This window comes from Reichenbachiella sp. (assembly GCF_039944555.1).
GTDB lineage: Bacteria > Bacteroidota > Bacteroidia > Cytophagales > Cyclobacteriaceae > Reichenbachiella.
Genome location: NZ_JBDUYN010000007.1, coordinates 1,138,121 through 1,162,353, shown reverse-complemented (window position 1 = coordinate 1,162,353; position 24,233 = coordinate 1,138,121). Strand labels below are relative to the sequence as shown.

The 24,233-nt window shown below is 39.4% G+C and carries 27 protein-coding genes; 8 read left to right on the top strand and 19 right to left on the bottom strand.

The genetic code is table 11. The features are described from left to right. Positions 1 to 14: 14 nt before the first annotated feature. Complete coding sequence (locus ABJD64_RS13575; protein WP_348179434.1) at positions 15 to 1,268, bottom strand: hypothetical protein; 1,254 nt, start codon at positions 1,266 to 1,268, stop codon at positions 15 to 17. Continuing rightward, positions 1,261 to 2,139: a DUF58 domain-containing protein gene (locus ABJD64_RS13570; protein ID WP_348179433.1), complete on the bottom strand. Its 879-nt coding sequence runs from the start codon at positions 2,137 to 2,139 to the stop codon at positions 1,261 to 1,263. Before ABJD64_RS13570 ends, ABJD64_RS13575 begins: the two co-directional genes overlap by 8 nt. Positions 2,140 to 2,192: 53 nt before the next feature. On the opposite strand from ABJD64_RS13570, the gene ABJD64_RS13565 reads away from it, so the two are divergent. From ABJD64_RS13565 to ABJD64_RS13555, 3 genes are read left to right on the top strand one after another with little or no spacing between them, the layout of a single operon-like run. Beyond that, positions 2,193 to 2,633: a DUF4296 domain-containing protein gene (locus ABJD64_RS13565; protein ID WP_348179432.1), complete on the top strand. Its 441-nt coding sequence runs from the start codon at positions 2,193 to 2,195 to the stop codon at positions 2,631 to 2,633. A 16-nt stretch (positions 2,634 to 2,649) separates the two neighbouring features. Further along, positions 2,650 to 5,037, top strand: coding sequence for a Smr/MutS family protein (locus ABJD64_RS13560; RefSeq protein ID WP_348179431.1), 2,388 nt, complete (start codon positions 2,650 to 2,652; stop codon positions 5,035 to 5,037). Further along, entirely contained in the window at positions 5,037 to 5,282 is a 246-nt protein-coding gene (locus ABJD64_RS13555) for a cytochrome b5 domain-containing protein (protein ID WP_348179430.1), read from the top strand. Before ABJD64_RS13560 ends, ABJD64_RS13555 begins: the two co-directional genes overlap by 1 nt. Here the strand turns inward: ABJD64_RS13555 and ABJD64_RS13550 are convergent. Continuing rightward, complete coding sequence (locus ABJD64_RS13550) at positions 5,279 to 5,821, bottom strand: hypothetical protein (protein ID WP_348179429.1); 543 nt, start codon at positions 5,819 to 5,821, stop codon at positions 5,279 to 5,281. The genes ABJD64_RS13555 and ABJD64_RS13550 overlap by 4 nt on opposite strands. A 158-nt stretch (positions 5,822 to 5,979) precedes the next feature. On the opposite strand from ABJD64_RS13550, the gene ABJD64_RS13545 reads away from it, so the two are divergent. The 3 genes from ABJD64_RS13545 to ABJD64_RS13535 all read left to right on the top strand — a co-directional run bounded on the left by ABJD64_RS13545 (position 5,980) and on the right by ABJD64_RS13535 (position 8,329). Beyond that, positions 5,980 to 6,819 (top strand): N-acetylglucosamine kinase, encoded by an 840-nt coding sequence (locus ABJD64_RS13545; protein ID WP_348179428.1) that lies wholly within the window; start codon positions 5,980 to 5,982, stop codon positions 6,817 to 6,819. A 132-nt stretch (positions 6,820 to 6,951) separates the two neighbouring features. Beyond that, on the top strand, positions 6,952 to 7,767 hold the full coding sequence (gene murQ, locus ABJD64_RS13540; RefSeq protein WP_348179427.1) for an N-acetylmuramic acid 6-phosphate etherase: 816 nt from the start codon (positions 6,952 to 6,954) through the stop codon (positions 7,765 to 7,767). Continuing rightward, complete coding sequence (locus tag ABJD64_RS13535; protein ID WP_348179426.1) at positions 7,760 to 8,329, top strand: hypothetical protein; 570 nt, start codon at positions 7,760 to 7,762, stop codon at positions 8,327 to 8,329. The genes murQ and ABJD64_RS13535 overlap by 8 nt, the downstream gene beginning before the upstream one ends. 47 nt (positions 8,330 to 8,376) lie before the next feature. On the opposite strand, the gene ABJD64_RS13530 is transcribed toward ABJD64_RS13535, so the two are convergent. The 4 genes from ABJD64_RS13530 to yiaA form a co-directional block, all read right to left on the bottom strand. Next, entirely contained in the window at positions 8,377 to 8,793 is a 417-nt protein-coding gene (locus tag ABJD64_RS13530; RefSeq protein ID WP_348179425.1) for a hypothetical protein, read from the bottom strand. 43 nt (positions 8,794 to 8,836) lie between these two features. Then, a complete protein-coding gene (locus ABJD64_RS13525; RefSeq protein ID WP_348179424.1) occupies positions 8,837 to 9,325 on the bottom strand; it encodes a hypothetical protein in 489 nt (162 codons plus the stop codon). A 41-nt stretch (positions 9,326 to 9,366) separates the two neighbouring features. Further along, positions 9,367 to 10,197, bottom strand: a complete 831-nt coding sequence (locus ABJD64_RS13520) for an isocitrate lyase/phosphoenolpyruvate mutase family protein (protein WP_348179423.1) — start codon at positions 10,195 to 10,197, stop codon at positions 9,367 to 9,369. 190 nt (positions 10,198 to 10,387) lie between these two features. Beyond that, entirely contained in the window at positions 10,388 to 10,798 is a 411-nt protein-coding gene (yiaA, locus tag ABJD64_RS13515) for an inner membrane protein YiaA (RefSeq protein WP_348179422.1), read from the bottom strand. A 112-nt stretch (positions 10,799 to 10,910) separates the two neighbouring features. Between yiaA and ABJD64_RS13510 the strand changes: the two genes are divergently transcribed. After that, positions 10,911 to 11,471, top strand: coding sequence for a TetR/AcrR family transcriptional regulator (locus ABJD64_RS13510; protein ID WP_348179421.1), 561 nt, complete (start codon positions 10,911 to 10,913; stop codon positions 11,469 to 11,471). Between the two features lie 138 nt (positions 11,472 to 11,609). On the opposite strand, the gene ABJD64_RS13505 is transcribed toward ABJD64_RS13510, so the two are convergent. Next, positions 11,610 to 11,972: a hypothetical protein gene (locus tag ABJD64_RS13505; RefSeq protein WP_348179420.1), complete on the bottom strand. Its 363-nt coding sequence runs from the start codon at positions 11,970 to 11,972 to the stop codon at positions 11,610 to 11,612. A 229-nt stretch (positions 11,973 to 12,201) separates the two neighbouring features. On the opposite strand from ABJD64_RS13505, the gene ABJD64_RS13500 reads away from it, so the two are divergent. Beyond that, the gene (locus tag ABJD64_RS13500) at positions 12,202 to 12,951 is read left to right on the top strand and encodes a hypothetical protein (protein ID WP_348179419.1); all 750 of its coding nucleotides are present in this window, start codon (positions 12,202 to 12,204) and stop codon (positions 12,949 to 12,951) included. Between the two features lie 83 nt (positions 12,952 to 13,034). On the opposite strand, the gene ABJD64_RS13495 is transcribed toward ABJD64_RS13500, so the two are convergent. From ABJD64_RS13495 to ABJD64_RS13445, 11 genes are all read right to left on the bottom strand, one after another. Continuing rightward, positions 13,035 to 14,279 carry a caspase family protein gene (locus ABJD64_RS13495; protein ID WP_348208200.1) on the bottom strand — a complete coding sequence of 415 codons (1,245 nt, stop codon included), beginning with the start codon at positions 14,277 to 14,279 and terminating at the stop codon, positions 13,035 to 13,037. A 110-nt stretch (positions 14,280 to 14,389) separates the two neighbouring features. After that, entirely contained in the window at positions 14,390 to 14,635 is a 246-nt protein-coding gene (locus ABJD64_RS13490) for a hypothetical protein (RefSeq protein ID WP_348195140.1), read from the bottom strand. Positions 14,636 to 14,964: 329 nt separating this feature from the next. Further along, positions 14,965 to 16,428: a M64 family metallopeptidase gene (locus ABJD64_RS13485; RefSeq protein WP_348179416.1), complete on the bottom strand. Its 1,464-nt coding sequence runs from the start codon at positions 16,426 to 16,428 to the stop codon at positions 14,965 to 14,967. Positions 16,429 to 16,471: 43 nt separating this feature from the next. Beyond that, positions 16,472 to 17,047 (bottom strand): GrpB family protein, encoded by a 576-nt coding sequence (locus tag ABJD64_RS13480; protein ID WP_348179415.1) that lies wholly within the window; start codon positions 17,045 to 17,047, stop codon positions 16,472 to 16,474. A gap of 89 nt (positions 17,048 to 17,136) precedes the next feature. Beyond that, positions 17,137 to 18,081 (bottom strand): hypothetical protein, encoded by a 945-nt coding sequence (locus tag ABJD64_RS13475; RefSeq protein ID WP_348179414.1) that lies wholly within the window; start codon positions 18,079 to 18,081, stop codon positions 17,137 to 17,139. A 369-nt stretch (positions 18,082 to 18,450) separates the two neighbouring features. After that, positions 18,451 to 19,335, bottom strand: a complete 885-nt coding sequence (locus ABJD64_RS13470; protein ID WP_348179413.1) for a hypothetical protein — start codon at positions 19,333 to 19,335, stop codon at positions 18,451 to 18,453. A gap of 12 nt (positions 19,336 to 19,347) precedes the next feature. Continuing rightward, complete coding sequence (locus ABJD64_RS13465) at positions 19,348 to 20,244, bottom strand: hypothetical protein (RefSeq protein WP_348195137.1); 897 nt, start codon at positions 20,242 to 20,244, stop codon at positions 19,348 to 19,350. A 25-nt stretch (positions 20,245 to 20,269) separates the two neighbouring features. After that, positions 20,270 to 21,055, bottom strand: coding sequence for a T9SS type A sorting domain-containing protein (locus tag ABJD64_RS13460; protein WP_348179411.1), 786 nt, complete (start codon positions 21,053 to 21,055; stop codon positions 20,270 to 20,272). 188 nt (positions 21,056 to 21,243) lie between these two features. Continuing rightward, the gene (locus ABJD64_RS13455) at positions 21,244 to 22,179 is read right to left on the bottom strand and encodes a hypothetical protein (RefSeq protein ID WP_348179410.1); all 936 of its coding nucleotides are present in this window, start codon (positions 22,177 to 22,179) and stop codon (positions 21,244 to 21,246) included. 43 nt (positions 22,180 to 22,222) lie between these two features. Next, positions 22,223 to 23,119 (bottom strand): hypothetical protein, encoded by an 897-nt coding sequence (locus ABJD64_RS13450; RefSeq protein ID WP_348179409.1) that lies wholly within the window; start codon positions 23,117 to 23,119, stop codon positions 22,223 to 22,225. Between the two features lie 38 nt (positions 23,120 to 23,157). Next, positions 23,158 to 24,126 carry a hypothetical protein gene (locus ABJD64_RS13445; protein WP_348179408.1) on the bottom strand — a complete coding sequence of 323 codons (969 nt, stop codon included), beginning with the start codon at positions 24,124 to 24,126 and terminating at the stop codon, positions 23,158 to 23,160. Positions 24,127 to 24,233 lie beyond the last annotated feature (107 nt).

Here is a 24,233-nt window from a genome sequence, read left to right as displayed (position 1 = left end):
TTCATGCATAATTCCTAATTCGTAACCTTGTTTATAAGTTGATCTGTCACATTTTTGCCTCCTCTGAAATTTATGTATAGACTACGTGGTGTATAAATAAGTCCCCAGGGAATTCCCCACCACCCAAGAAGAAAACTAATCAGACTATATACTAGACCTTGTTTGATTCCATTTTCACCACTTCTGATAAACTTCACTTCACTGCTCCTTCTAAATGTCATAATCAAGATGGAAATAGTGTAATAGTAAATAACAAAACGGCCACCTTTTTTCAACTCCTCATACAATTCATTCGTGTCAAGCCCAAATTGGGTAATAGCAGTTGATTGAATTTCTTTTTCTTCATTGCGAGATGCTTTTATTTGAGGCTCGTTCTGGGAGCTTTTGGCTTGGTTGCAAGCGATTTTATAGCGCTCAAATGTGAAATCTTCTAAGGCCTCAAAATTCTTGTGCATCTCTTCATCACCGATCGCCCCATAGATCGAACGGTCTATGGTTTGCAATACGTTTTTGAGTTGCTCTTCAAACCCAACTTTTAAAATCTCTTTCGAGGTATACTTGGTGAAGGGCCTATCTTCAATTTTTTCCATATAGCTTTTCCAGATCACCAATATCTCCTCAATCAATTGTGCGTTGGTTTCGGATTGTTTGATCTTGATAATACCTCTATCAAATTCAAGAGAAAATTTCTCATAAGCCTTCCTCATTCTGTAAAGTTTGATTTTTGTCCGAATCGAATTTCCGAAGATGAAAAAAGTTCCTAATCCAATGAGTGCGACTAGCCCAAGTCCAATCATGAAATAGGGGTAGTTAAAGGCATAATTTACTGCCTGAAATGCCAGGTTTTCCCTAAACTTCAACGAGTCTGGTAACACGGTGACCAATTCTCTTAGAAATATGGAGTCAGGGCTGGCCAGAATTGTAGTGCTGTCATTACCGTTCAGCAGGTATATCGGCAACTGAAGTTTCTGAACGAGGTCAATCTCAAAAGTGGAGAGCGTATATACAGCACTGTCATAGGCATGAGTGCTATCGATTCTGGTTGGAAAGTAACTTTTGGTATAGAACTCAAAAGGCTCATAATTGTATGTAGAATCAGGAAATATGACATGCCAATCCAGTGGGTACTTTACCGACAACGAGTACTTTACTTCCTCACCCACCATGACGCTATCTTTAAGAAATTTGCCGTATGGCGAAATTTCCTGGGCATGGTTCACTGAAAATATAAAACTAAATAGTATTCCTAACGAAATGCCTTTACCCACTTTTCCTCATTTTATTTCTTACTTTAAACAGTCGAATGAGCTTTGGTACATAGTCCTCATCCGTTCGGATATTGGTATAGTTGGCCTGATTACGACCACAGAATTTTTCTAATTCCTTTTGTCTTTCGCCGTAGGTTTGGTCTAGTAGTTTTCTAAATGAACCGGAGGAAGTATTTTTCCATATTGTTTTGCCGCTTTCCTGATCATGTAGAGGTACTATACCTAGATTCGGAAAGGTAGTTTCTCTTTTATCGGATATCTGAATCACTACTAAATCGTGAGATCTGGCAAGTGCCTTTAAGTCATGCTCATAGTTTTCATCGACAAAATCTGAAATCAGTACCACCACACTCTTCCGTTTTAGCAAATTCAAAGTGAAGTGAATGCCTTTCGCCAAATCTGTCTGTTTCGATTTGGGATTCAAGTTGAAAACGTTCGATACAATATTGAAGGAGTGCTTAAGCCCCTTACCTGGCTTAACATATTTTTCCTTTTGATCGGAGAAACAAATCAGGCCTACCTGGCTATTTTCCTTAATAGCTGATATAGAAAGCAAGGCGCAAATCTCCTTACCAACGTCTAGTTTTTGTTGCCCTTCTTTGCCAATCTCTTGAGAGGCGCTTACATCCAAAATAAAGAAAACATTCTGCTCTTTCTCTTCTTTAAATGTCTTTACAAAAGTTCCATGCCCTTTGGCAGAAACATTCCAATCTATAGAACGTACATCATCTCCATACTGATATGAGCGTACGTCGTCGAATTCTAATCCGGACCCCTTAAAAATAGAATGAAAATCACCCTGCATCTGGGAGTTTATGGCCTTCCTGATCCTGATCTCGTATTTTCTAAGCTTCTTGAGGATGTCCTTCATTCATTGTACTTTTGAGGCGCTAAAATTAAGCCTTTACTTAATATTTTGGGTTTGTGAAAAAATATTTTTTGTTAATAAATGTTATCGTCGGATTCGGATGTAGTTCAACGGTAGATCAGAAGGACGTGATTCCATCTGATAAGATGATTGAGTTGCTGACTGAAATTCATATTCTTGAAGCACGCGTGGATAAATTACGCTTGACCAATGATTCCTCTTTTAAAGTCTACAATACGCTGGAAAAGGAAATATTTGAAAAATATGACGTAGAAAAAGCAAAATATCAAGAGAGCTATCAATACTACCTGTCTAATCCGGTTTTGCTTGACAAGATATACACAACGGTGGTAGACAGTCTGAATGTAATCCAAAAAAGGGGTTATCAGGAAGATGCTGAGCTTCCAGCCGCAAGGCCGGAAGACATGGCTATCGATATAGATACTACTGGTATTAAAAAAAGATTCAGCCCCCAGATAGAGGGAGCCAATAAATAGAATTAAACTCAATAGATTGAATTCCTATCCGAAAGATATAGAGGTCAAATTAGGTTTTGATAAAGTAAAACTATTGGTCAAAGATCGTTGTCTGAGTACGCTTGGAGAAGATTTCGTTGATCGTTTGTCTTTCAATACAAATACCGGGAAGGTCAATGAGTGGATGGATCAAACCAGGGAATTCACTTTAATATTGACCAGTGGAGCATCCTTTCCCCAATCTAACTATACAGACATTTCGCCAGCGTTGAAGCGATCGGAACTGCAGGGAAACTTTTTAGATGAAGAGGAGTTGTTTGAAGTGAAATTAGTGCTTGAAACGCTGCTGAACATGGTGAGATTTTTTCACCAAAACAATGAAGAATATCCTGTACTCTCCACAAGGGTCGCTCCAATAGAGTTGGATGATCAGCTGTATTTGGCGCTTGATCAGAAAATAGATGAAAAAGGTCAGCTCAGAGATGATGCCAGTCGTGAACTAATGTCTATTCGAAGTGCCATCTCAAAAAGCCAGATTCGTGCTCGAACGGCAGTGAATAAGATTTTGAAAGAAGCCAACCGTCATGGCTATTGCCCGGAATCGCCTTCGCTTACGATTCGTGATGGCAGGATGGTAATACCAGTCTTGGCTGAGCACAAACGACATATCAAGGGATTTGTACATGACGAGTCAGCCACCGGTCAGACAGTTTATTTGGAACCGGCTGAGGCCTTGGAGATCAACAATGAGATTAGAGAACTGAGGTATGCCGAGAGGAGAGAGATTGTACGAATTCTGACTCAACTTACCGATCAACTCCGCGATAATTTGCCCGAAGTAAAGAAGGGCATAAAAATACTTGGCGTCATGGATTTCATAAGAGCCAAAGCCAGGTTTGGTATCGATTTCAATTGTACCTGTCCCGAATTGTCGAAGAGTCAAAAAATCCTTTGGCAGCAAGCTAGGCATCCAATATTAGAATCTGCATTGAAAGAACAAGGGAAAAAGATCGTGCCCTTGCATCTTTCTCTGTCAAGAGAAAAAAGAGTTCTTTTGATATCCGGACCAAACGCAGGCGGAAAGTCTGTTTGTATCAAAACAATAGGTCTATTGCAGTACATGGCCCAGTGCGGTTTGCCAGTATCGGTTTCAGAAAGTTCAGAATTCGGAACATTTCATTCGATCTTTATTGATATTGGAGACGAGCAATCCCTGGAAAATGACTTAAGTACATACAGCTCGCATTTGACCAACATGAAGTACTTTCTCGAAAACGCTTCGCGCAACACGCTCTTTTTGATAGATGAATTTGGAACCGGTACCGAACCTCAATTTGGCGGTGCGATCGCGGAAGTGGTTTTGTTGGAACTGAATCAAGCTCAGGCTTTTGGAGCGATTACAACGCACTATGGCAATCTGAAAAAGGCAGCGGACAAAGAAAAAAACATCGTAAATGCTGCAATGAAATTCGATGTGAAGCGACTAGAGCCCATGTATGAACTGGAGATAGGTAAGCCTGGCAGTTCATTTGCGTTAGAGATAGCGGGCAAAATAGGTCTCAATCCAAAAATGCTTGATAGAGCGAAGAAAAAGGCCGGCATCTCTCATGTGCAGTTTGATCGTTTACTGAGTGAATTGGAATCTGAAAAAAATCAAATTGCCAAGGAAAAGAAGGCATTGGATGCCAAAAACGGCCGATTGACTGCGGCCATCAAGGACTATGAGGACCTAAAGAAGTACCTAGAGAAGGAGAAGACTAAAGTACTTAAGCAGGCCAAAGAAGAAGCTTCGCGTTTGATTCAGACATCAAATAAAAAGATAGAGGCCACCATCAAGGAAATAAAAGAATCTGAAGCAGATCAGCGACGAACGGCTCAGGCTCGTGAAGCCCTGAAAGCGCATGCTGAGAAGGTTGTCAAGTCTGAGTCTAAAAAGGTATCTGAAAAGATAATTGAAAAGGGTCCTATTCAGATCGGAGACAAGGTACAGCTGAAGTCTGGAGCCGTCGGAGAGGTGGAAAGTATCAAGGGCAAACAAGCTGAAATATTGCTTGGCGGCCTAAAATCAAGAGTGAAGTTGGAAGAACTGGTCAAAATATCCTCTAAAGAGTTTAAGAAATCAACAGATCATAGGGTGCAACAAATGACGGGCATTAATCTCAACGATAAAATGGCCAGCTTTAGTTCAACTCTTGATATCAGAGGAGTAAGGGCCGAAGAGGCGATTGGTAAGGTAGAATACTATATCGATGAAGCCTTGCTATTGGGCCATACTGAGGTGAAAATTTTGCATGGCAAAGGACACGGTGTTTTGCGGGAGTTGGTTAGAAATGTGCTTCGTGAAAATCACAAGATCATCAGCGCCAAAGATGAACATGTAGAGCATGGTGGTGCAGGCATTACGGTGGTTACCTTGGACAACTGATGAAAACTGCTGTTTACAGTCGTCAGCAACTTGCTTTGCGCAATGGTCAGGATAGAGAAGAAATCTGGGTGGCCTACAAAGGAAAAATCTATGACGTCACTGCTTCCAGACTTTGGAGAAAGGGACAGCACTATGAGCACTGGGCCGGGCAGGACCTGACCGAAGAGCTAAAAGATGCCCCGCATACGGAAAAGGTTTTTAATAAATTTGAAGTGATAGGAGAATTAGATCATTCGACGAGTTAATCAACTCGTTTGAGTACAAACTCAAATGTTTTGGGCCAATAATCTTTTGGGTCGGTAGACAAATGATTGTATTCGGTACTTCTGATTTCATTTCCATCTTCAGATATGACCCATTCCACTTTCTCTTCGGCAGGAATATTCCCACGAGCCATAAAGGTGTCGTACCCATAGAATGTTCGGGCAGTTGAATCATAAGACAAGGTATAATCTACGCGACCGGGCCAATTGTCATATAAATATAGAATTTGAAAACTATCTTTTCTTACATGGTAATTCCACAAAGTAAGCAATGTTCGGTAGTCCTGGTTGGCTTGTGTCCAGGTCGAACTAATTTCTATATAGGTGTCCTTCAATACTTTTTTCCCCGCTGCCTCAATGGATTCAATGCGATTTTCCTTTGTGGTATCACGTGGAAAGTAAGCCGTGGCGGACCCGGTCCAATTCCCTTCAAATACATGCAATATTTTCGAATTATAAGACTGAGCCGATAGGTCAGAGTAGCATACTAAGAATAGTAGCAGAACCGTGAAAATACGCATGATAAATATTTTGAGTTGACAATGATGATGATTTTTGACTGATCTAAAAATAGCAAAATATCTTTCATTATTTTCTGACTATCGGAGGGAATCTTTATTTATTTACTATTTTCGAACCTAGCACAAGAGAGAAAGGTGGCTAACCCCACAAAATACGTATGATTCTAATAGCAGAAAGTGGCTCTACTAAGACAGAATGGAGGATCATAGATTCTAAACAGACTATTTTTCATGCCCGCTCTGGCGGGATCAATCCCTATTATCTGGACGCATCCGGTATTCTGGAAGTCATGCGTATGGGGCTGATAGAATACATCGATGCACCTTTTAAAGAAGTGTATTTTTATGGTGCCGGGTGTTCATCAAGCAAAAATAAGCAAACGATTCGCGATTGTTTCATGCAATTGTTTCCCAAGGCCAAAATAGAAATCAATCATGACATGCTGGCTGCTGCAAGGTCACTCTGCGGAATTGAAAGGGGTGTAGCCTGTATTTTAGGAACAGGGTCCAATTCCTGTTTGTATGACGGTATAGGAATCATAGAAAACGTACGTTCACTGGGTTATATCCTGGGAGATGAGGGAAGCGGGAATTATCTGGGTAAGCAATTCTTAATCTATTATTTCAAAAAAGAGCTCTCTAAAGAAATCAAAGAACAGTTTGATGATGAATTTGGCCTTGAGCCACATGATATACTTGAGAATATTTATCATCATCATATGCCCATTCTTTACCTCTCGAGTTTTTCTAAGTTCATCTTCAAGCACTTGAAAGATCCGTTGATCTACGAGATGGTCTATGATGCCTTCAAAAGATTTATTGAGCTCAATGTGATGAAATATACTGATTATGCTAAGCTACCGGTGCATTTTACAGGATCAGTCGCCTTTTATTATGAAGAGGTACTTCGAAAAGTAGGTGCAGATTTAGGAATCAATATCAAGGATATTGTAGTCGGCCCAATCGATGGATTGACACAGTATCACCAGCCAAAATAAGTCAACGGTGACCGTCAATATTTAATTCTTGAAATTGATCTGCTGGAAAGAAGCCAATCGGTTATCATAGAGAACGATGAAATTCTTCTTGATAAGTTTAGAATTCCCGTTCTATTCCTTCAATTTTGAACCATGCAAAACACTACCGAATCTACATCGAATTACAATGAGCTAGAGCACATGACGGTGGCCGAATTACTCGGCAACATCAATAAAGAGGATCAGACTGTTCCTCAGGCGGTCGCAAAAGTGATTCCTAAGATTGAAGGGCTGGTGATTCAAATAGTGGCGAAGATGTCTGAAGGTGGTCGGTTGTTTTATATAGGAGCTGGTACCAGCGGTAGGCTAGGAGTGGTCGATGCATCAGAGATACCGCCAACCTATGGTTTGCCTCATGGACATGTAGTAGGTGTGATTGCCGGTGGAGATGGAGCTATAAGAAAATCCGTAGAACATGCCGAAGATGACCCAAATCAGGCATGGCAAGACTTGCTTGCTTATGATATCAGTGACAAAGATTTGCTCATTGGAATAGCAGCGTCAGGGAGAACACCCTATGTGATTGGCGGATTAGCAAAGGCGAATGAAGCTGGACTGGTAACTGGCTGTATTACTTGCAACCAAGGAAGTAAACTGGCTGAGACCGCCCAATATCCAATAGAGGTGGTTGTGGGGCCGGAATTCGTTACCGGCAGTACGCGAATGAAAGCTGGCACCGCTCAAAAGCTGGTGCTTAATATGATTTCAACTACGGTGATGATACAACTGGGTCATGTCCAAGGCAATAAAATGGTAGATATGCAACTGAGCAATGAGAAGCTTATTGATCGCGCCATTCGCATGGTCATAGAAGAAACCGGAGTCAGTAGAGAAAAGGCCCAACAATTGGTAGAATCTCAGGGTTCTGTCAGGAAGGCCATTGACCACCATAAAAGTTCAGATGCATAACATAGAACCCTATAGCGGTTGGCTGAAATACTACGATTCGGCAAGTGATGCCCTGTCACCTTTTCATGGTAAGGAGTATAACTACGATCTCTATTCTGAGACTATTTATGGTTACTACATTGATCCAGCATGGGATTATATTGGTTCAGAGACCTTATACGCCAAAATTTTATTTACCGACTATGAGTTGGGCTTCGCGGTATTTGAATTCATTGGGGAGTGGAACGACGCCGTGAATAACGATATCATGTATCTTAAAAGAAATGTGATAGACGAGATTCAGCTTGAGGGCATCAACAAATACATCCTGATCGGAGAAAATGTGCTCAATTTTCACGGCTCAGACGATAGCTACTACGAAGAGTGGTTTGAGGACGTGGAAGAGGGTTGGATTGTGGGTATTGGTTTTCGGGACTTCGTAGTCGAAGAGATGACAAACTTTAATGTGGATGGTTTCATCAATTTTGGAGGTCCTCTTGATATCCACAACTGGCGAACGCTCAAACCGCTCACCCTATGCCAACAGATGGATCGATTGATAATGAAACGGTTGGGGATGTAACCTTACGTGTTGACCTATTTTGTTCGTAAAGAAAGACAGGAAATCTTTCATGTCCTTCCTGAAGTTAGAGTTGCAGCCACTTTTAGTTCGATACTTGCAAGAGCAACTACAATTACTAATTCAAGTAAGAAATAGGTCAAACCTAAAGCAGTTAATTGTTGGTAATGATGCAGTACCATGCCCAACGAAATACAAGCATAAATTAGATTTGCAATAGCAATGGTTTTCAAGTAAGGGATCCAGTTTTTTGATAAACCAAAATAGCAACTCAAATCATACAAGACGATAATGCAAGGAAGAAAGGCGAGAATGTATAGTGTTTTCTTCGGCATTCCGAAAGTACTTTCAAACCTGGTTAAGATCACCCCCAATAAGAAAGCTGAAAGGAGGGCACCAATACCGTCTATTAACAGTAGATTTCTTGGATTAGAGCTTATTTTATTTATCACTGGATTAAATGTCACAGTTCTGGATATTGTTTTGATTTCACTATTAAAATCGGGGTAATCAAATAAAGACCTTAATAATATCTTCCACAAATTTGGTCGTGTCATTGGACATTTGATCTCTTAAAGCTGTGGGATCATCAAAATTTGGATTCTTAGCTAAAACATGCTCAACTATGAAGTGTCTGTCGTCTATTTTTGAGGGGATGTTGTATTTATCCCAATCACTTTCTCTGAACAATTCCCAATATTTTTGTTGAATCTGTTTATTCTGGCCACAGAGCCAGAGTTCGAATTGGAATTCTGCGTGATTGAAAATGACCACAATTTTTAGTTTCTCCCTTTTTAGAACTTCCGGAATAAAGGAAAAGAACGTAATATCCATAAACCCATAATGAATCTGGCCAGACATGGTATGAGTAGGATTTTCGTTTTTGATTTGATTTTTAAAATCAGTGATAAACTCCATCAAGCCTTTGTATCCCGCACTGATGTCTCCTTTTTCTAGTTGCTTTTTGTATGCCTGGATATTTTTGTTGAATGTATTCATGATTGGTTGAAGGGTTGCTGCGCAGTAGAGGTAATTTCAATTTACGGTTTTATGATTGCCAATATTTCCTTGCTGGTTATTGTATTTTCATTAATGAATGAATCAAAACTGGTGCCTTGTTTTAGGGATCGAACCGTTTCCCGCATTTTCATCAATGCAGACCTCAGCAAAGCGGGTCCAAGGCTTAGTCTGGCGATGTTGAGCCTTTCTAATTCACTAACTGAATGGGTGTCTTGCTGGGCAAGAACATTCACCGGAAGATCGACCGCTAGATTTATTTCTTTTAGCTCGTCATTACTACAAAGAATAGGGTAGAAGCAGTCTGCGCCGGCATGCTTGTATTGTTGTCCTCTGCGAATAGATTCAGAAAGTCTATTATCTTCATAACTTTTCATCAGAAAAACATCTGTCCTTGCATTGATGACTAAGGGAATACCTAAGTTATCAGCTACTTGTCGTATCAGTTGAATCTTCTCACATTGGTGCTCGATAGATTCCAGGTTTTCACCTTTTTTATTGGAGTCTTCAATATTCAAGCCCACCACGCCACAGCTGATTAGATTTTTGATGTTTTCGGTAAGTTGGTCTAGTGAATCGGCATAACCTCGCTCAATATCTACGGTTACCGGTAGAGAAGTGCTTTGGCATATGGATCTAAAAAGTCTTAATAAGGTGGTAAAGTCAATTTCCTGATTGTCATCAAAACCCCTGGAAAACGCAACTGACGCACTGGCCGTTGCGATAGCTTCAAAACCTTCTGATTCTAACAATTTAGCGCCAAGCACGTCCCATACGTTGGGGAGAATCAATAGTTTTTCTGAATGATGTAGTGACAGCAGGGTCTCTGCTTTTTTTCCTTGTAAATCAGTCATAATTCTCTCTTCCTACCGGATAGGCAGTACTTTCTTTTCTTGAGCCAACGATAACAAACAACAAAAAAGCCAATTATCGTATGCTAGCACAATAGTAGTATTGGATATCATGATTGACTTTCTGAAGAGTATAGCAAGAACCAAAACAAGATAATGATATTTCGGTTCTTGCCAAATAAATCATGCTCTGTTAGTGCGGACTTCTCTCTTCGCGTTCTTGCTGGAGTAAATCCCTGGTATTCTTTTGTACTGTGATTGCACCAAACATGGATAGTAGAAACGCAAAACTGTAAAAACCCTTCTCGCTAGGCAATAAGTCAGCATTCCACAAGCCAATAATTAGCAGTACAATAGAAAGTATTGTTCCGAACCAGCAAATGCCAAAATATATTTCTGTAACAGGTATCCCCTCTAGTTTGTCTCTTACACTTTTTTGTAAGGACACCGCAGCAAATAAACCAAACATAAGAATTGTGAAATAATAGCCTTTCTCATTGAGCAACATGTCTGCTCTGAAAAGCCCAATTAAATAACCGATGATGCCAGCACCTAGTGCGACCCATGAAGCAGCAATAAAAGCGCTTGATGTTTTTTGTGTCATAGTTAATTATTTTCTAATGAATAAATTTTATTTTGAAATCCAAAATTAAGGGCGTAGACTTATCCGCTATAGACAGTTGTGTACAGAACCTTTATTGACAAATTTCGTCGGCATGAAAAATGATTTAGACAATAAGCAGAAATGGATACTTACTGGATACCAATTCTTTGGGCAGATCGGGCCAGCAGCTTTCAATGTTGAGAAACTCTCTAATCTTGTTGGTTTGAATAGATCTAGTTTCTATCACTATTTCGGAGATATGGAGGTCTTCGAATCCCAATTGCTGGCCTACCATATTAGTCGATATGCATTTTTTTACGAACTGATTAAAGATTACGATAAGTTTGATATGCTATTTAATGAGGAAGTGATGCAGTACAAGGCAGAACTTGCCTTTCAGCGTCAACTGTTGATAAACGAATCTATCTCAAGGTATAAAAACTGTTCTGATGAAGCTAGGAAATTTACAGAGGCCAAAACCTATCAACTTTGGTCAGAATTCAATCAACTAAACAATGATTCTGAAGAAGAATGGACGCTATTTCGAGCGATTCGCGACTTCTATTATATTCATCACGGACAGACCAAAGAGGGGGAGAGCCAGACAAACCCTAAGGATGTACTTGTCCTTTTGCATAGTTATTTGAATAGCAAAATAGTCAAATCAGAGTAGATAAAGGTTTGGACTCATAAATTGAATTTGCTGAATTCGTTGCCATTTGGCAAGTAAAAGCAACCCTTTTACCTTCATATTTTCCAGTCAAAAGGGTTGCCTGATGTTTTAGTTGTTCGACATCAAAGAGGCTAGCTACTATTTGCTACACTCTGCAAATTTAGCTTTGCATACTTCGTTACATGCCGCGACTTCGGCCATTCCTTCCTCATAAGCTCTGTCCACCTCGCTTATGCATTCCTTTAGGGCTGCATTGGCATTTTTATAGCAGGCCATAAAGGCATCGTCGTTCTGCAGTTCGAAGCACGCTAGAAGCGCGTTGTCAAATTCGGTTTGGCAATTGTCTCTGGCGGCAACCCATTGTGCACGAACAGCATCCGCCTGATCATAGCAGGCATCACGACATTCAATATATTCTTTCATACATTTCTCCTGATTACAGGAGCTAAGAGCGAAAATGGCAAAAAACAATGCTAGCAGGGAGGAGAGTTGGTTCTTCATAATAATAGGTTTAGGTTTTAAATCTTAAGTCCGAGGAAACAGGCGGTGGATTATTCACTCGCAGATTGATCGGATAATTATATATTATAGTAATTTAATACAATTTTATTGATTAAATAAATAAGCCCTAGATGAGAGCATGAGAGTAGATCAACAGATTTAAGTATTTCGGATAATTTCCGTGTAACGAAGTATGCGATTGAGGGTCTAGTATTTAAATCCATAAAACATGAAATACCCATTCCTCAAACTACGCTATTATCAATCGCTGCTAAGAGATCTTCTTCAGTTTATCAGGAAACCGAGCCAATTGATGTTGCTTTCCAAGTCAACCAAATTCAAAATATACGATACCATAGGCCTGTTTATATTGAAAATGGTTTTTCTGATACCATTGATCTTGTTTTTTGCACTCGTCTACGATCCCAAGAATCAAACAGGCGCCAGTATGGCGGACAGGTTTTCGCCGTTGATTTTGCTCCTTGTGGGTGGATTGATTCTTCCTGTGCTTGAGGAAGTTTGCTTTCGTTTATCACTCAGATTTAAGCCAGTCTATTTAGCTCTTTCCTCAGGTGTCCTGCTATATTATATATTGACCAAGGCAGTTTATCATACTAAAATCAGTGCCATCGATGACACCTTTATGATGAGAATGCTTCCTGCTATGATGTTTAGTTTTATTTTGTTGTCTATATTCAATTTAAAGAAGGTAAAAGCTCGGTTGGCCATGTTTTGGCGAATACATTTTCGAACTATTTATTACTTAAGCTGTGTGCTTTTTGCCGCTGTGCATGTATTCAAGTATGAACTGACCTGGCTGAACATAGCCCTTTTGCCCTTGCTTACCTTGCCTCAACTGATGAGTGCACTCATTTATGGATATACGAGGATATCCTTTGGGTTTCAGTATCCGCTTTTGTTTCACATGTCAACGAATCTGCTTGCTATTGGCATTTCGCTCTTACCGTTCACTGATTGAGGCATCAGGTAGAATGTTACAGTCGGAGATATTTTGTTTTTAGCACTATGCTGTTCTACAACGAGATGTCTTATGGTGAAAAATTACTGATCAGATCGTTTTAAAAAAATAAAGTCTCCTCCCTCATCTCCAACCTGACCAATAGCACCATACTGAGGTACCTGACCATTTGGACTATTGTTGATTACGGCTATTTTGAAGGTGCGAAACAGGTCTTCTGCAGAAAGCAGCGGTTGATCATTGTTGACCAGACTTTTGGTTAGGTAAGTAATAAATACACTTTGATCAGGAACCGTCTTTAAGGCTCCGCTGGTCATGGCCTTGCGGCTTGCTAATTTGTACATTTCAAGTATGGCTCTGCTGTTTTCAAAAGTTACGGTTCTTTCTTTGAAAATGCTACCGCTAAAACAAGCGTCTGTAATCAGCAGTGTGTGTTTGGTTTCAATACCTCCAATATAATCGCGAATGGTACTATTGGAAAGCCACTGTGCTTTAGAGTTCTTTTTGGCGTCGGAGGGAAGCCAAAAACCCTGACCAAGACGTTCGTCCCAAATGCCATGACCGGCGTAGAAAACCAAAAAATTGTCCAAAGGGGTAATTCTTTCACTGAAATCGTCAAACGCTTCTATGATTCCTGTGCGCGTGGGGTTGGAAAGCAATTTGATGTTCTCTGGATCAAAAGAATAATAGTTTTGCAGTACACGTTTCATTTCACCGGCATCACTAATCGGGTTGTCCAGATCGGAAATTCCATCATCTGCATATTCGTTGATCCCTATAATCAGCGCGTAATATTTTCTCTGACTGAGTGCCTTCAGCAGGGCATTGCCTTCGACATCAGTACGGTTCACCTGAAGGCTAGGAGTTGATTGTTGGTTTCGTTCGGCATTAGATTCAATGACTCTGGAGAGTTCAATTTTCCCGGAAACACCCGGAGGACAGGTAGAGGGAAGTAAATTTCCATGCCATTTTCCAATCAGTTTTTCTCCATCCTCATTTTTTGAATAGTTCAATATCGTCAGCGCCAGACACGCTCCGGGTGACTTATAATCGAACTTTGTTCCTTTCAGATGAACAACTCCATTTTTGACTACCCCGGAAAACTGGTACCTGGAAGAATCTTTTCCATTCAGACTTGTCATCTTGATATGCCCCTGCACGATCAAGCCGGACTGCTCAAAATCATACTCTCCCAGAAGATCTTCTCCCAGTGGAACACCGATGGGACCACTCCATCGACCCGAGATATTAAAATTGGATTGTGCGTGTATACTGATGGAAGCTAGCATTAAAAGGAAGCATGTCCAGGTTTTGCTGTTTCTCTTCATACCTTCGTTTATCATCAGATCTTAAATTCTGTTGGTACAATTTACGACCAATCATACATTAAACAGTCGGAAGAGCGGTATTTGTCTCACTAATCTATCGGAATCAAGTACTAAATAAAGCAGGAGGGGGTACCTCTGAGCCCCCTGCTCGAGTCTTTTTGCTCCGAGCTCACACCTTTTTGCGCCCTGTTCGAATCTCGGAGCACCCCGGTCGAAGCTTTTTGCTTCGAGCTTACATTTTTTTGCTCGCCATTTGGCTCATCGAACTTCGGTGTTTTATTATTTATATGATCTCTTGAGTGTTTTTTCTCCGGCTGATCAGCTCCACCATTCAATGCCGAAGCTTTTTGAGTCAATGTTGAGTTTTTTAGAAATTCGCTTGATACGATTGAGCTTCGACCGAGCATCTTTTTTTCTCAATCGATCATCTTTTATATTCAATCGCGCATATACTTTGATTCAAGCTTGAATCTTTTTGCCGGGCGCTCTCATCTTTTTGCTTCGATTTTGCATCTTTTTGCTCGCCGTTTGAATAGATCGGGCTTCAACGTTTTGTTTTTTAGATGATCCCGTGCGTGTTTTTGCTCCGGCTCTGAATGTTTATACTTTGATGCTTCGTTTCAGTTGAGGCGTCCTAAAACAACATGACAGGATTTAGATTACTGCTGGCAGGCTAAAAATTAGATTAATCGGAGTAAGAATTAATCACATTCACCATGGCTTCCTGACAAACCGGACAGAAATAATCAGTTCGAGTAAACATGATGCAATTGACCGAAGAACGGTAGAGACCGGTTGACGCATATCCGGCGCCTTCAAAAGCTCCAACTTTACCTGCAAATTGGCTGCCTTCTAGATAGGCTTGCACTTCGGTATTCCTTTCTGTGCTTTTCTTATCGTACTGGGCTTTCGCTTCGGTAATTTCCTTTTCGCTTGCTCCGTTTTTCTGAAGTGCTGCAATCGCATCATTCATCTGGGCTCTTTGCTTTTGCCATATCAAATCCAAACTGTCGAATTTTGATTTCGACCAGGGTGTAGGTATGGACATACTATCACTGACCAAATGTTTCCACTTGACTTGTTCCGGGTCTTTCAGGGCTGTAATGTTTGGCTCGTTTGGTTCATAATCAGCCGAGTAGAAATCGTTGTAGGCAGTTGAAGAGGTATAATATTCGTCGGCCAGCCCAAAAAAGGAATGGCCGAATTCATGCACCATCAAATAATCGCTGTCTATGTTGTCTGAGGTATATACACAGTAGAAATTGTAGATCCCTCCACCGCCATAACGGCTATGGTTGACCATGATGTAGAGTGCGTCATAAGGAGCATGACCTGCAAGGTCACGTAGCGCTCGATTGTCTTCGGTCAATACATATCGTTCTGAACCCATTGTATTAAAAGATGCATTTACGGCTGTGTTTTTATCTATTCCTGCTCTCGGCTCATCTATGCCGCTGTCCACTGATGGTTTGAGTACACCGCGAATGTTGAACTTGCTCTTATTAGACTTACACGGTTCTGCCCTGAAAAACACTTCAGTAAACCGCTTGAGATCATCCTGGAATTTTTGATCTTCGTCTGCCGTATATCCTTCTCCTATGATGGCAATATCAGCGGAGGTGTTGGGGTCTCCACTTTCGAGGCCGGTATATACTCGAACATCCGGATCGAATGGCTTTTCTACTGCCTGCTTAGGATCAATGGCTCGTCTGAACACTTCGTCCATACTGCCTGACGCGTTTCTTTTTTCCAGAACAAAAATGATCTTCTTTTTAGGAAAAGGGATGATGGCTGATTCGTGAAACTGCTTCACTTGCCCTTCCAAGGCAGGGCGGCTTACCTGATATTCCTTAAAGTAACTATCAAAACCTTTGGAGTAAATCACTTCCTCAGAGGCTTGGTCATATATTTTGTAATAGTACGCGCCGTAATTGAGTTGATCGATCAGGTTGGTTAGGCTGCCGGCCCAGGTGTCATAGTTATAAATTTGGTCTATTGCCACGGTTTCGGTCTTGGCATCTCCGGAATGAAAATAATCAATCCGCAGGCTGCCATTGGTGAAATGCTGATCAAATGGGGTGAGCTTTTGTTGCTGACAGGCAGCGAGGATCAATAATAGTCCTGTGAGTAGAGCATTGAAATTTTTCATAAGAGTGATGGGTTTTGGCTTAATGTCTGGTTAAAGATCGAAGTTATTCATATTTTTCTTTAGCCTCTTGGGTTATTCTCATTACAAATTCTTTTTTTCCATCAGTATATCCATCCCTGTTATTTCTGTGTTTTTTGGCCAGTTCGCATTTTAGATTTTCGTATTGAATGGCCAAATCTTGATGCTGGATTAAATAATCTCGAAAGTAGACTTTGTCCCATATGGGATGGTCTTTCTTAGCCATGTGTATGTGATAGGTTTGCCCGGTTACTCCTTTCACAGAAACACCCTTTATAAACATTAAGTAGGGTGGTTTACGATCTGTTCTGTGCACAAAATAATAGCCCAGGGACTTCATTTTTGTAGATATTTGATTTTCTATTTCCTTATTATCAGGAATTTCGACTAAGATATCAATTGTAGGTTTGGACAGAATGTTTGGAATTGCGGTACTACCTATGTGCTCGATTCTTAGGGCATATCTACCCAACCTTTCAATAAGTTCTTTTTTTTCATTCTTGTACAACAATTTCCATTTTGGATTTGGCTTTGAAAGTACGATCGGAAACAACTTTCCTATTTCATTCTCACTAAGATTATCTATTTCCTGTGGATTCATTCTTGCCTATTTCGCCCTCGATGGATGTAAGAACAGCGCTATAATTTACCACCGTTTCAGATATTATTTTATCCGTAGTCAACAATTGTTTATTTTCTTGTAAGGCTCCATATATTTTTAGCATCTACCCAATATACTTCTCCCTTGGTCACACCTTTCCATCCACTTTCAGGAGGGTTGCTGTATCTTTTTGAAAAGAAAAAATACTTACCGTCCGGCGACATATATGGGCAAAAATATATCCAGTCATTGTCCAATGGTTCTCCAAGGTCAATATGAACCGGTGTTTGCCATTTGCTTCCATCTTTGAAGGATACATCAAACCCTCTTTCGGAAGTCAGGCCCGAAGTGATCAATAAACTTTCGTCTGGTGACACGTAGGTACCGCGAGCATTTTTTTCTGAATTCACTTCCGGACCGATATTTTCCGGTGTATCAAATTTACCATCTCCTAAATATTGAGCTCTATATATATCCCTTTTACCTAAACCACCGGGTCGGTCGGATGTGAAATAGAGACTTCCATCGGCTACCACTACGGGATAGGATTCTGCATATGTTTCTGTTGATATGGGGTATTCAACCCTTGATGCTATCTGCCATTGATCATCTATTTTTTGACTTCTATAAATGTCCGGGAGCGCATTATTAGCACGGTCTTCTGGACTAATCCCAAGAAAATACATGGTGTTGCCATCTTGAGTGATTGATGGGTCGATAGCCACAGAATTACTGGCTTGGTCAGCAAACATTTGAATGGGTTGGGGTGCAGTCCAATGACCATCAATTAACTCCGCATGATGTATTATGAAATTTCCGTCAATAATTCTTGTGAAAAACAACTCAGTAAAAGTGGCGTTGAACACGGTGTTGATTTCTATATGATCTGTATTAACCATTGAGGGGGCAAATAATTCAGGCGTGTTGCCAGGTAGTTTTTCATGTGGATAGGAGTTACTTGAATGAGTTGGCTTACAACTTTGCAAAATAAGGGTTAGTCCCGGGATTAATAAAAAACAATGTTTGATATTCATATTTTCTGAATTGAATAAATGCTGACAATGGGTGTGGAATGCTTTTCAACGCATTTTTACCTGGTGCAGGTTGTAGTTTAGTCTATTAATTTTCTTTGGGTATTGGATCGGTTCTGAGGCCCTTTCTTTATTCATGATTATTCGGCCTTCTGCTACCATTATTTGCAATAGCGTGTTCAAAAACTGCACATATCATGCTAGACGATTGACGAAAAGGATCAGTCTTGGAACGTCTTGTAAGAAGGATGGAAGCACACGATTTCCTCATATTACCGTGTGGTGTTATGTTTATTGTCTTTTGCCAGGTGTATTCTGTTGCTGATTTATAAGATTGAAAATCAATACTTCTTCATCTGCCAAAGCAAAGTGTTAATCTATTACTTCGGTACCAAAATCATGAGATTGTATTTTGGCACTGAATGTAGCTCCGTTTTCAACAATAAAATTCTTCAATATGATGACATCACCTGCAGTAATTTTTGAATTGCTGGCGGTTGAAGGTACGGTCTTACCGTTAAGGTTTACTTCATGAGCGGCACTAGCAGAGTACGTACCATCCAGTTCTGTTTCCTTAAATGGTATTGTCTCATAAGTTACAGTAAGCTCATTTGATGAAGTTGTAATAGATGGTGAGTCGGTTGTGAAATAACCTTTCAAAGCTTGCGGTAGTAATGAGGAACCAATGTTCACATCTATCTCCCATGGAGAGTCAAGAAATCCTACAGGAAGTGCCCAATTTGAGCTGCATGACGTACCGCCATCTGTATTAAGAATAACGTGTAAATCCACATCGTCCAACACAAGTTTCAATTTGTTATTCTCGAAATTAAAATATCCATTAATCGTTCCAAATGCTTTTATATGAATGACCATTAAGTGGTTATTAAATATTGAAATTGGTGATTTTAGATTACCTGTTCCGATTAAAAAGATATCATCTCCATTTGTATGTTTTTGTGTTGATGTCAGGCTGAATCTATTATTTGCCTGTATATCCAAACTTACCGTATTGGCTAAAGTCGCATGATAAAATTCTTGTTCTTTGTATTCTACGCCACCATCGCAATTTAGAATAAACTGAAGAAGAGCTCCTCTCTCCCAAACAGAATAACTAAGTAATTGTGACAAGCTGGCTAAATCAATTAAATCATTAAGTGTTTGCTCTGAAACCTTAATCTTAACGCCATCTGATGCTGATAGATTTTGCACAAAGCAAAACCAGACAATTGTAAGAAGTAAAAGTACCTTTTTCATGTTAGTTAGGAATTAATAAAATTTATCAGGTTGAATCCAAACGCCCGGCACTAAAGAACTGAGCGAAAAATATGCTTTATAAGCATTTTTACTATTTACTGCATGTATTACACCTGATTCAATTTGTGCTATTGTCACCGGAGAGAAAGTATATTCAGTGCCGTAATTTGCAAATGTTTCTTCGGAGTAAAAGTAATTGTTTCCATAGGTGAGTATGGCTCCTTTAAATTCTGCTTTAAAATTCAAACGACATCTAATTTCATTATTAGCTGTCAGCATCAATTCCATCATTGGTTCTTCAGCAAGCAAATCAAAGGTCACAGTAATGTTTAATGCATCTTCATTGACTTCAAAAACATCACTGAAAGAGGTAAATTCAATGGGATGCTCTTCAATCACAGGGTCCTGATTGAGTCGCTCAACCAATGCATCTGGGTATGCTTGTAGGTTTAAATCATCAAAAGCACCAAGAACAAAGTTCTTTACCGGATCAGGAAGGCTATTGTTTTGAATACCACTTCGTACGTCTTCAATAATAATGGTTGTACTCAATTCGTCTATACCACTGAAATCGAACGAAATATTGTAGGTAAAAGAGACTTCTACGCTCGAATTGTCCCAACTAACTCTGGCAGCAAATCCCAAATACGTTGCCGCTAAATCATTTTTCAGATCTATAGTCAATGGCAACAACTCTGCTGTAAAATCAACCCCCTGGTAGTTATAGGTCGCTGATGTAGCATTACCTAAATCGTTGTATTGTTTTAATAAGAAAAGATTGATGGCATCCTCTGATATTTCAATATCTACTGGCAATGTGTAAGCTGATTGTCCATAGCCAATTCTCGATACAAAAAGCGCGAGAATTACACATATAATCGTTTTATTCATAATCTTAAAATTGTCCATGCTTTTTGTAATTGATCTTAAAATTTTATCTGACGATCATTTTTTTAGTTGAGATGTGACTATCATCAACTAATAGGTGATAGAAATAGGTTCCTTTTGATAGCCTGTCCCTTCCTATTTGGATTTGGTTATCCTTGGAAGTAAAAGAATCAAAAGTGATCAGTTGGCGCCCATTCATATCAGATATTACAATTTTAGCAGAACTAAAATTAGAGGGGAGTTCAAATTGAATTTTCGTTTCGGTCTGAAACGGATTGGGGTAGTTTTGTTTAAGTAACCCCTCATCGTTGTCATTACCAATTATTTGGTCTGAATGGTTAGGACTAGTTCCTTGCATGCCTGAATTTTTATTGCTGTTTATGGAAACTAGAGTTTCTCTCAGGTAGTCGTTTGGTTGAAGCTTCTCAATGGGAAATGAGACCACTGAATTTTCAAATTCTGTAACTCCGTCTGAGCTTGACGATAAGTAATATCTCAAAAATAGTATGTCGTACTCATCGGATTTGTGTATCTCAAGCGCTTTTTCTTCCAGAAGAATATTTTTTTTGAAGAGGTCTTCGGCTACATCAATTTCTACTTTATCGATACTTCTCAACACGGCATCAGATAAATTGAGAGAGACCAAAGATTCTTCAAAAGTGCTGGTCTGAGTTAGCTTTGAGCTCCAGATAGGCTCTTCAAGGTGACTTACAGTATTCTGAGCTTCAAGATCATCAATCGACAAAGTGGTCAATAAAAAAAAGGCCAAATATCTCAATGAAATTATTTTACTCAGTAAAAGTAACTTCAGGAACTTTTTTTCGGTTAGCATTGGTTATTTTTTTAATTAATTATTCTTAAACGAATATATGAAATTTTTGTAAGATTGTTACTTAAATACTTATGTATAACTGCATTTAGCTCTACTCATTAGCAAAACTATTTCAAATTTTGAACATGGGATTCAACCCTTTTTCAAGAAATACAAATGCGCATAGGCAATCAATTTGTTATGATGTTTTATTTCTTTTTGAGCTTCTCGATTTCTTCATTTTGAGCTTTTAATTGTTTGTTCATTTCTATTAGATGTAGCGTTAATTCTTCTATTTTTTGAAGCAGTTTAGCATTCATCACACCAAGGTTAATTCCATCCTTAGTTACTTCTGCTTCACTAGGTATTTCGGGAAGATGACCTTTCTCGCTTATGTGCTCTTCTACTTCTTCAAGGGTTAGTAGTTCATAATCTTTCTCAAAAACAAAGTCAGACCAACCGCTTAGGTCAACTCTGACTTCCTTAGAATGAATTGTTCCATTCACAGCCAATTTGCTATCAGGTTGAGTAGTCCCAATTCCAACATTTCCTGTTGATGTTATTCTCATTCTTTCTATTACGTTACCGTAGTTGGTAGAAAACCTTAAATCCTGTCTGTCATTATAGGTATCAGAATAGGATTCAATTCTTGCTCCATTTCTATCATGCAAATCCCATGAATTTCTCACATTGAAATAGACCCCTCCGATTTTATCATTGTCAGTATTCCAGCCAAGAATTCTTGAAATTCTAATATCTTCTCCACTTCCTTGTATATCCAGCTTCGTCTGTGGGTTTGATGTACCAATACCAAGATTACCAGAAGAATTCAAGCGCATTTTTTCGGTAAATGTGCTTCCAAAGGTATTTCCGCTAGAATTATTATGAGTGTAAAACGTTAGGGCACCTTCCCAATTATTGTTTTGTCTTATGCCGAATATACCACCAGTAATTACATCCGCATTTTGCGTAATTAGACCACCCCCTCGACCCACTTCATAATTTCCCCAATTAGTTCGGATTTTTATGCCTTGATCAAAATTTAATCCTCCATTTGGTATGGTAACAGAAGGAAAACCGGTCCATTGTGCAAATGAGGGTATGCTGGCCATGAGTAGTATCAGGTTAAGTATTGATTTTTTCATTTTTTTTAAATTAGTTGTTAGCACATTTGTCAATATCTTTTGTTCATTTTAGCTCGGAGATTTCTGCTCTCATTTTAGCATTCTCTAGCTCAAGTTGCTTCATTCGGTGGTTCTGAAATTTCACTTGTTTGTTCATATTGATCATGTAAAGAGTCAATTCCTCAATTTTCTGAAGCAGTTTCGCATCCATCTCTCCGAGGTTGATGCCATTCTCAGTTACGTCAGCCTCACTTGGGATTTCGGGAAGATGACCATTTTCGTTTATGTGTTGTTCGACTTCTTCTAGAGTTAGTAGTTCATAATCTTTCTCAAAAACAAAGTCAGACCAACCATTTGCTTCTACTTTGATTTCACGTGCTCCGATAGTACCTTCTACAGCAAGTTTGTGAGTTCCCATTGAGGTTGTTCCTATGCCAACACTGCCAGTGGTTTCAACTAAGAAAACATTTCCATTTCCAGTTCGCCATTTGTACTCGCTGCTAGAGTAATCATAAAGACCGAACGTTGAACCACCGATTTCATAGCCGAAAACGTTAGCTCCGCTTCTTGTGAACCGAATAATAGAAGAACCTAATGAATTAACATGAATCTTCGAATCAGGATCAGATGTTCCGACTCCAACATTTCCAGAAGCCTCAACTAGGAGCATATTTCCATTTCCAGTTCGCCATTTGTATTGATTATTAGTGAAATCGTATAACCCAAAAGTTGAGCCACCTATTTCGTAACCGAAAATGTTTGCCCCACTTCTGGTAAAACGAATTGCCCTAGAAGATGATGAATTAATATGAAGCTTTGATCCCGGACTTGAAGTTCCAACTCCTACATCACCATCTTTATAGACAAAATCACTTTTAGAACCTAAGTTGGTTTGGACTTGTTCTTGCGCTTGCAAATTGATGCCACTGAATAGAAACACTAACAGAATTAACTTTTTCATATATGGATGATTTGATTTTAGCTTTTGTTATGATCTTTTTATTGATTTCTTAGTGTTTTCAGTTCTTCTTCTTGCTTGGTATTTAAGGCTTTGACCTCTTTGAGTTCCTTATTTATCTCAATCATATATAGTGTGAGTTCTTCAATTTTCTGAAGCAGTTTGGCATCCATCTCACCTAAATCGATACCGTTCTTCGTTACTTCTGATTCGCTTGGGATATCTGGGAGATGACCGTTTTCAGCAATGTGTTCTTCTACTTCTTCAAGGGTTCGAAGTTCATAATCGTCATCAAAAACAAAGTCTGACCAGCCAGTAGCTTCTACTTTAATTTCTCTTGCTCCGATTGAGCCATGAACAGCCAATTTATGAGATCCAGTTGTTGTTGTTCCAATTCCTACGCTTCCTGAGTTAGGCTGCATTAGAATATTGCCTCCCCTGTAAATTCTTAGATGTTCATAATTTGTACTTTCAGTATTTGTTGAAATTTGGAGATAATTGCTACTTCCATCATATTTAATAAATGCTCCAGAGATACTGGTTATGTTGTTAGAATATTCATTCCATCTGATTGTCCCACTTTCAACCAAATTTGTACTACTATTATTGAAAATCATATTTCCATCGAGAATTGAAGCATTTCCATTGACTTGAAGTTTTTCACTTGGATTAATAGTTCCAATTCCAACATTACCATCAGAACGTATTCTCATTCTTTCATGCGTAACAGCTATGATTCCATTTGCAGTAGAAAATGCAATAGCTCCTTTGCTCGTCCCAGTATATAACCCTGAAATTTTACTATAACCATTAAATTGAGATAAAACTATATCTACAGTCTCTGAGCCGTCATTCTCTGAACCATGTATATGTAGTTCACCAGCAGGGAAATTAGCTCCTATTCCAATTTTGTCAGTAGTTGTCAAATTTCCAGAAGTATTTTCAACAAACTGTGCATTTGCTGATAATGCAAGAAGGAGGCAGGTAATAAAGAAACATATCTTTTTCATTATTGAAGAATTAAATTCGTAAAATGTAGCGATTGATCATAGCGCCTGTGTAGGACGATGTGCCCTTACAGGCAGAAAGATAGCCGATCCGCGCACAACCACAAAAG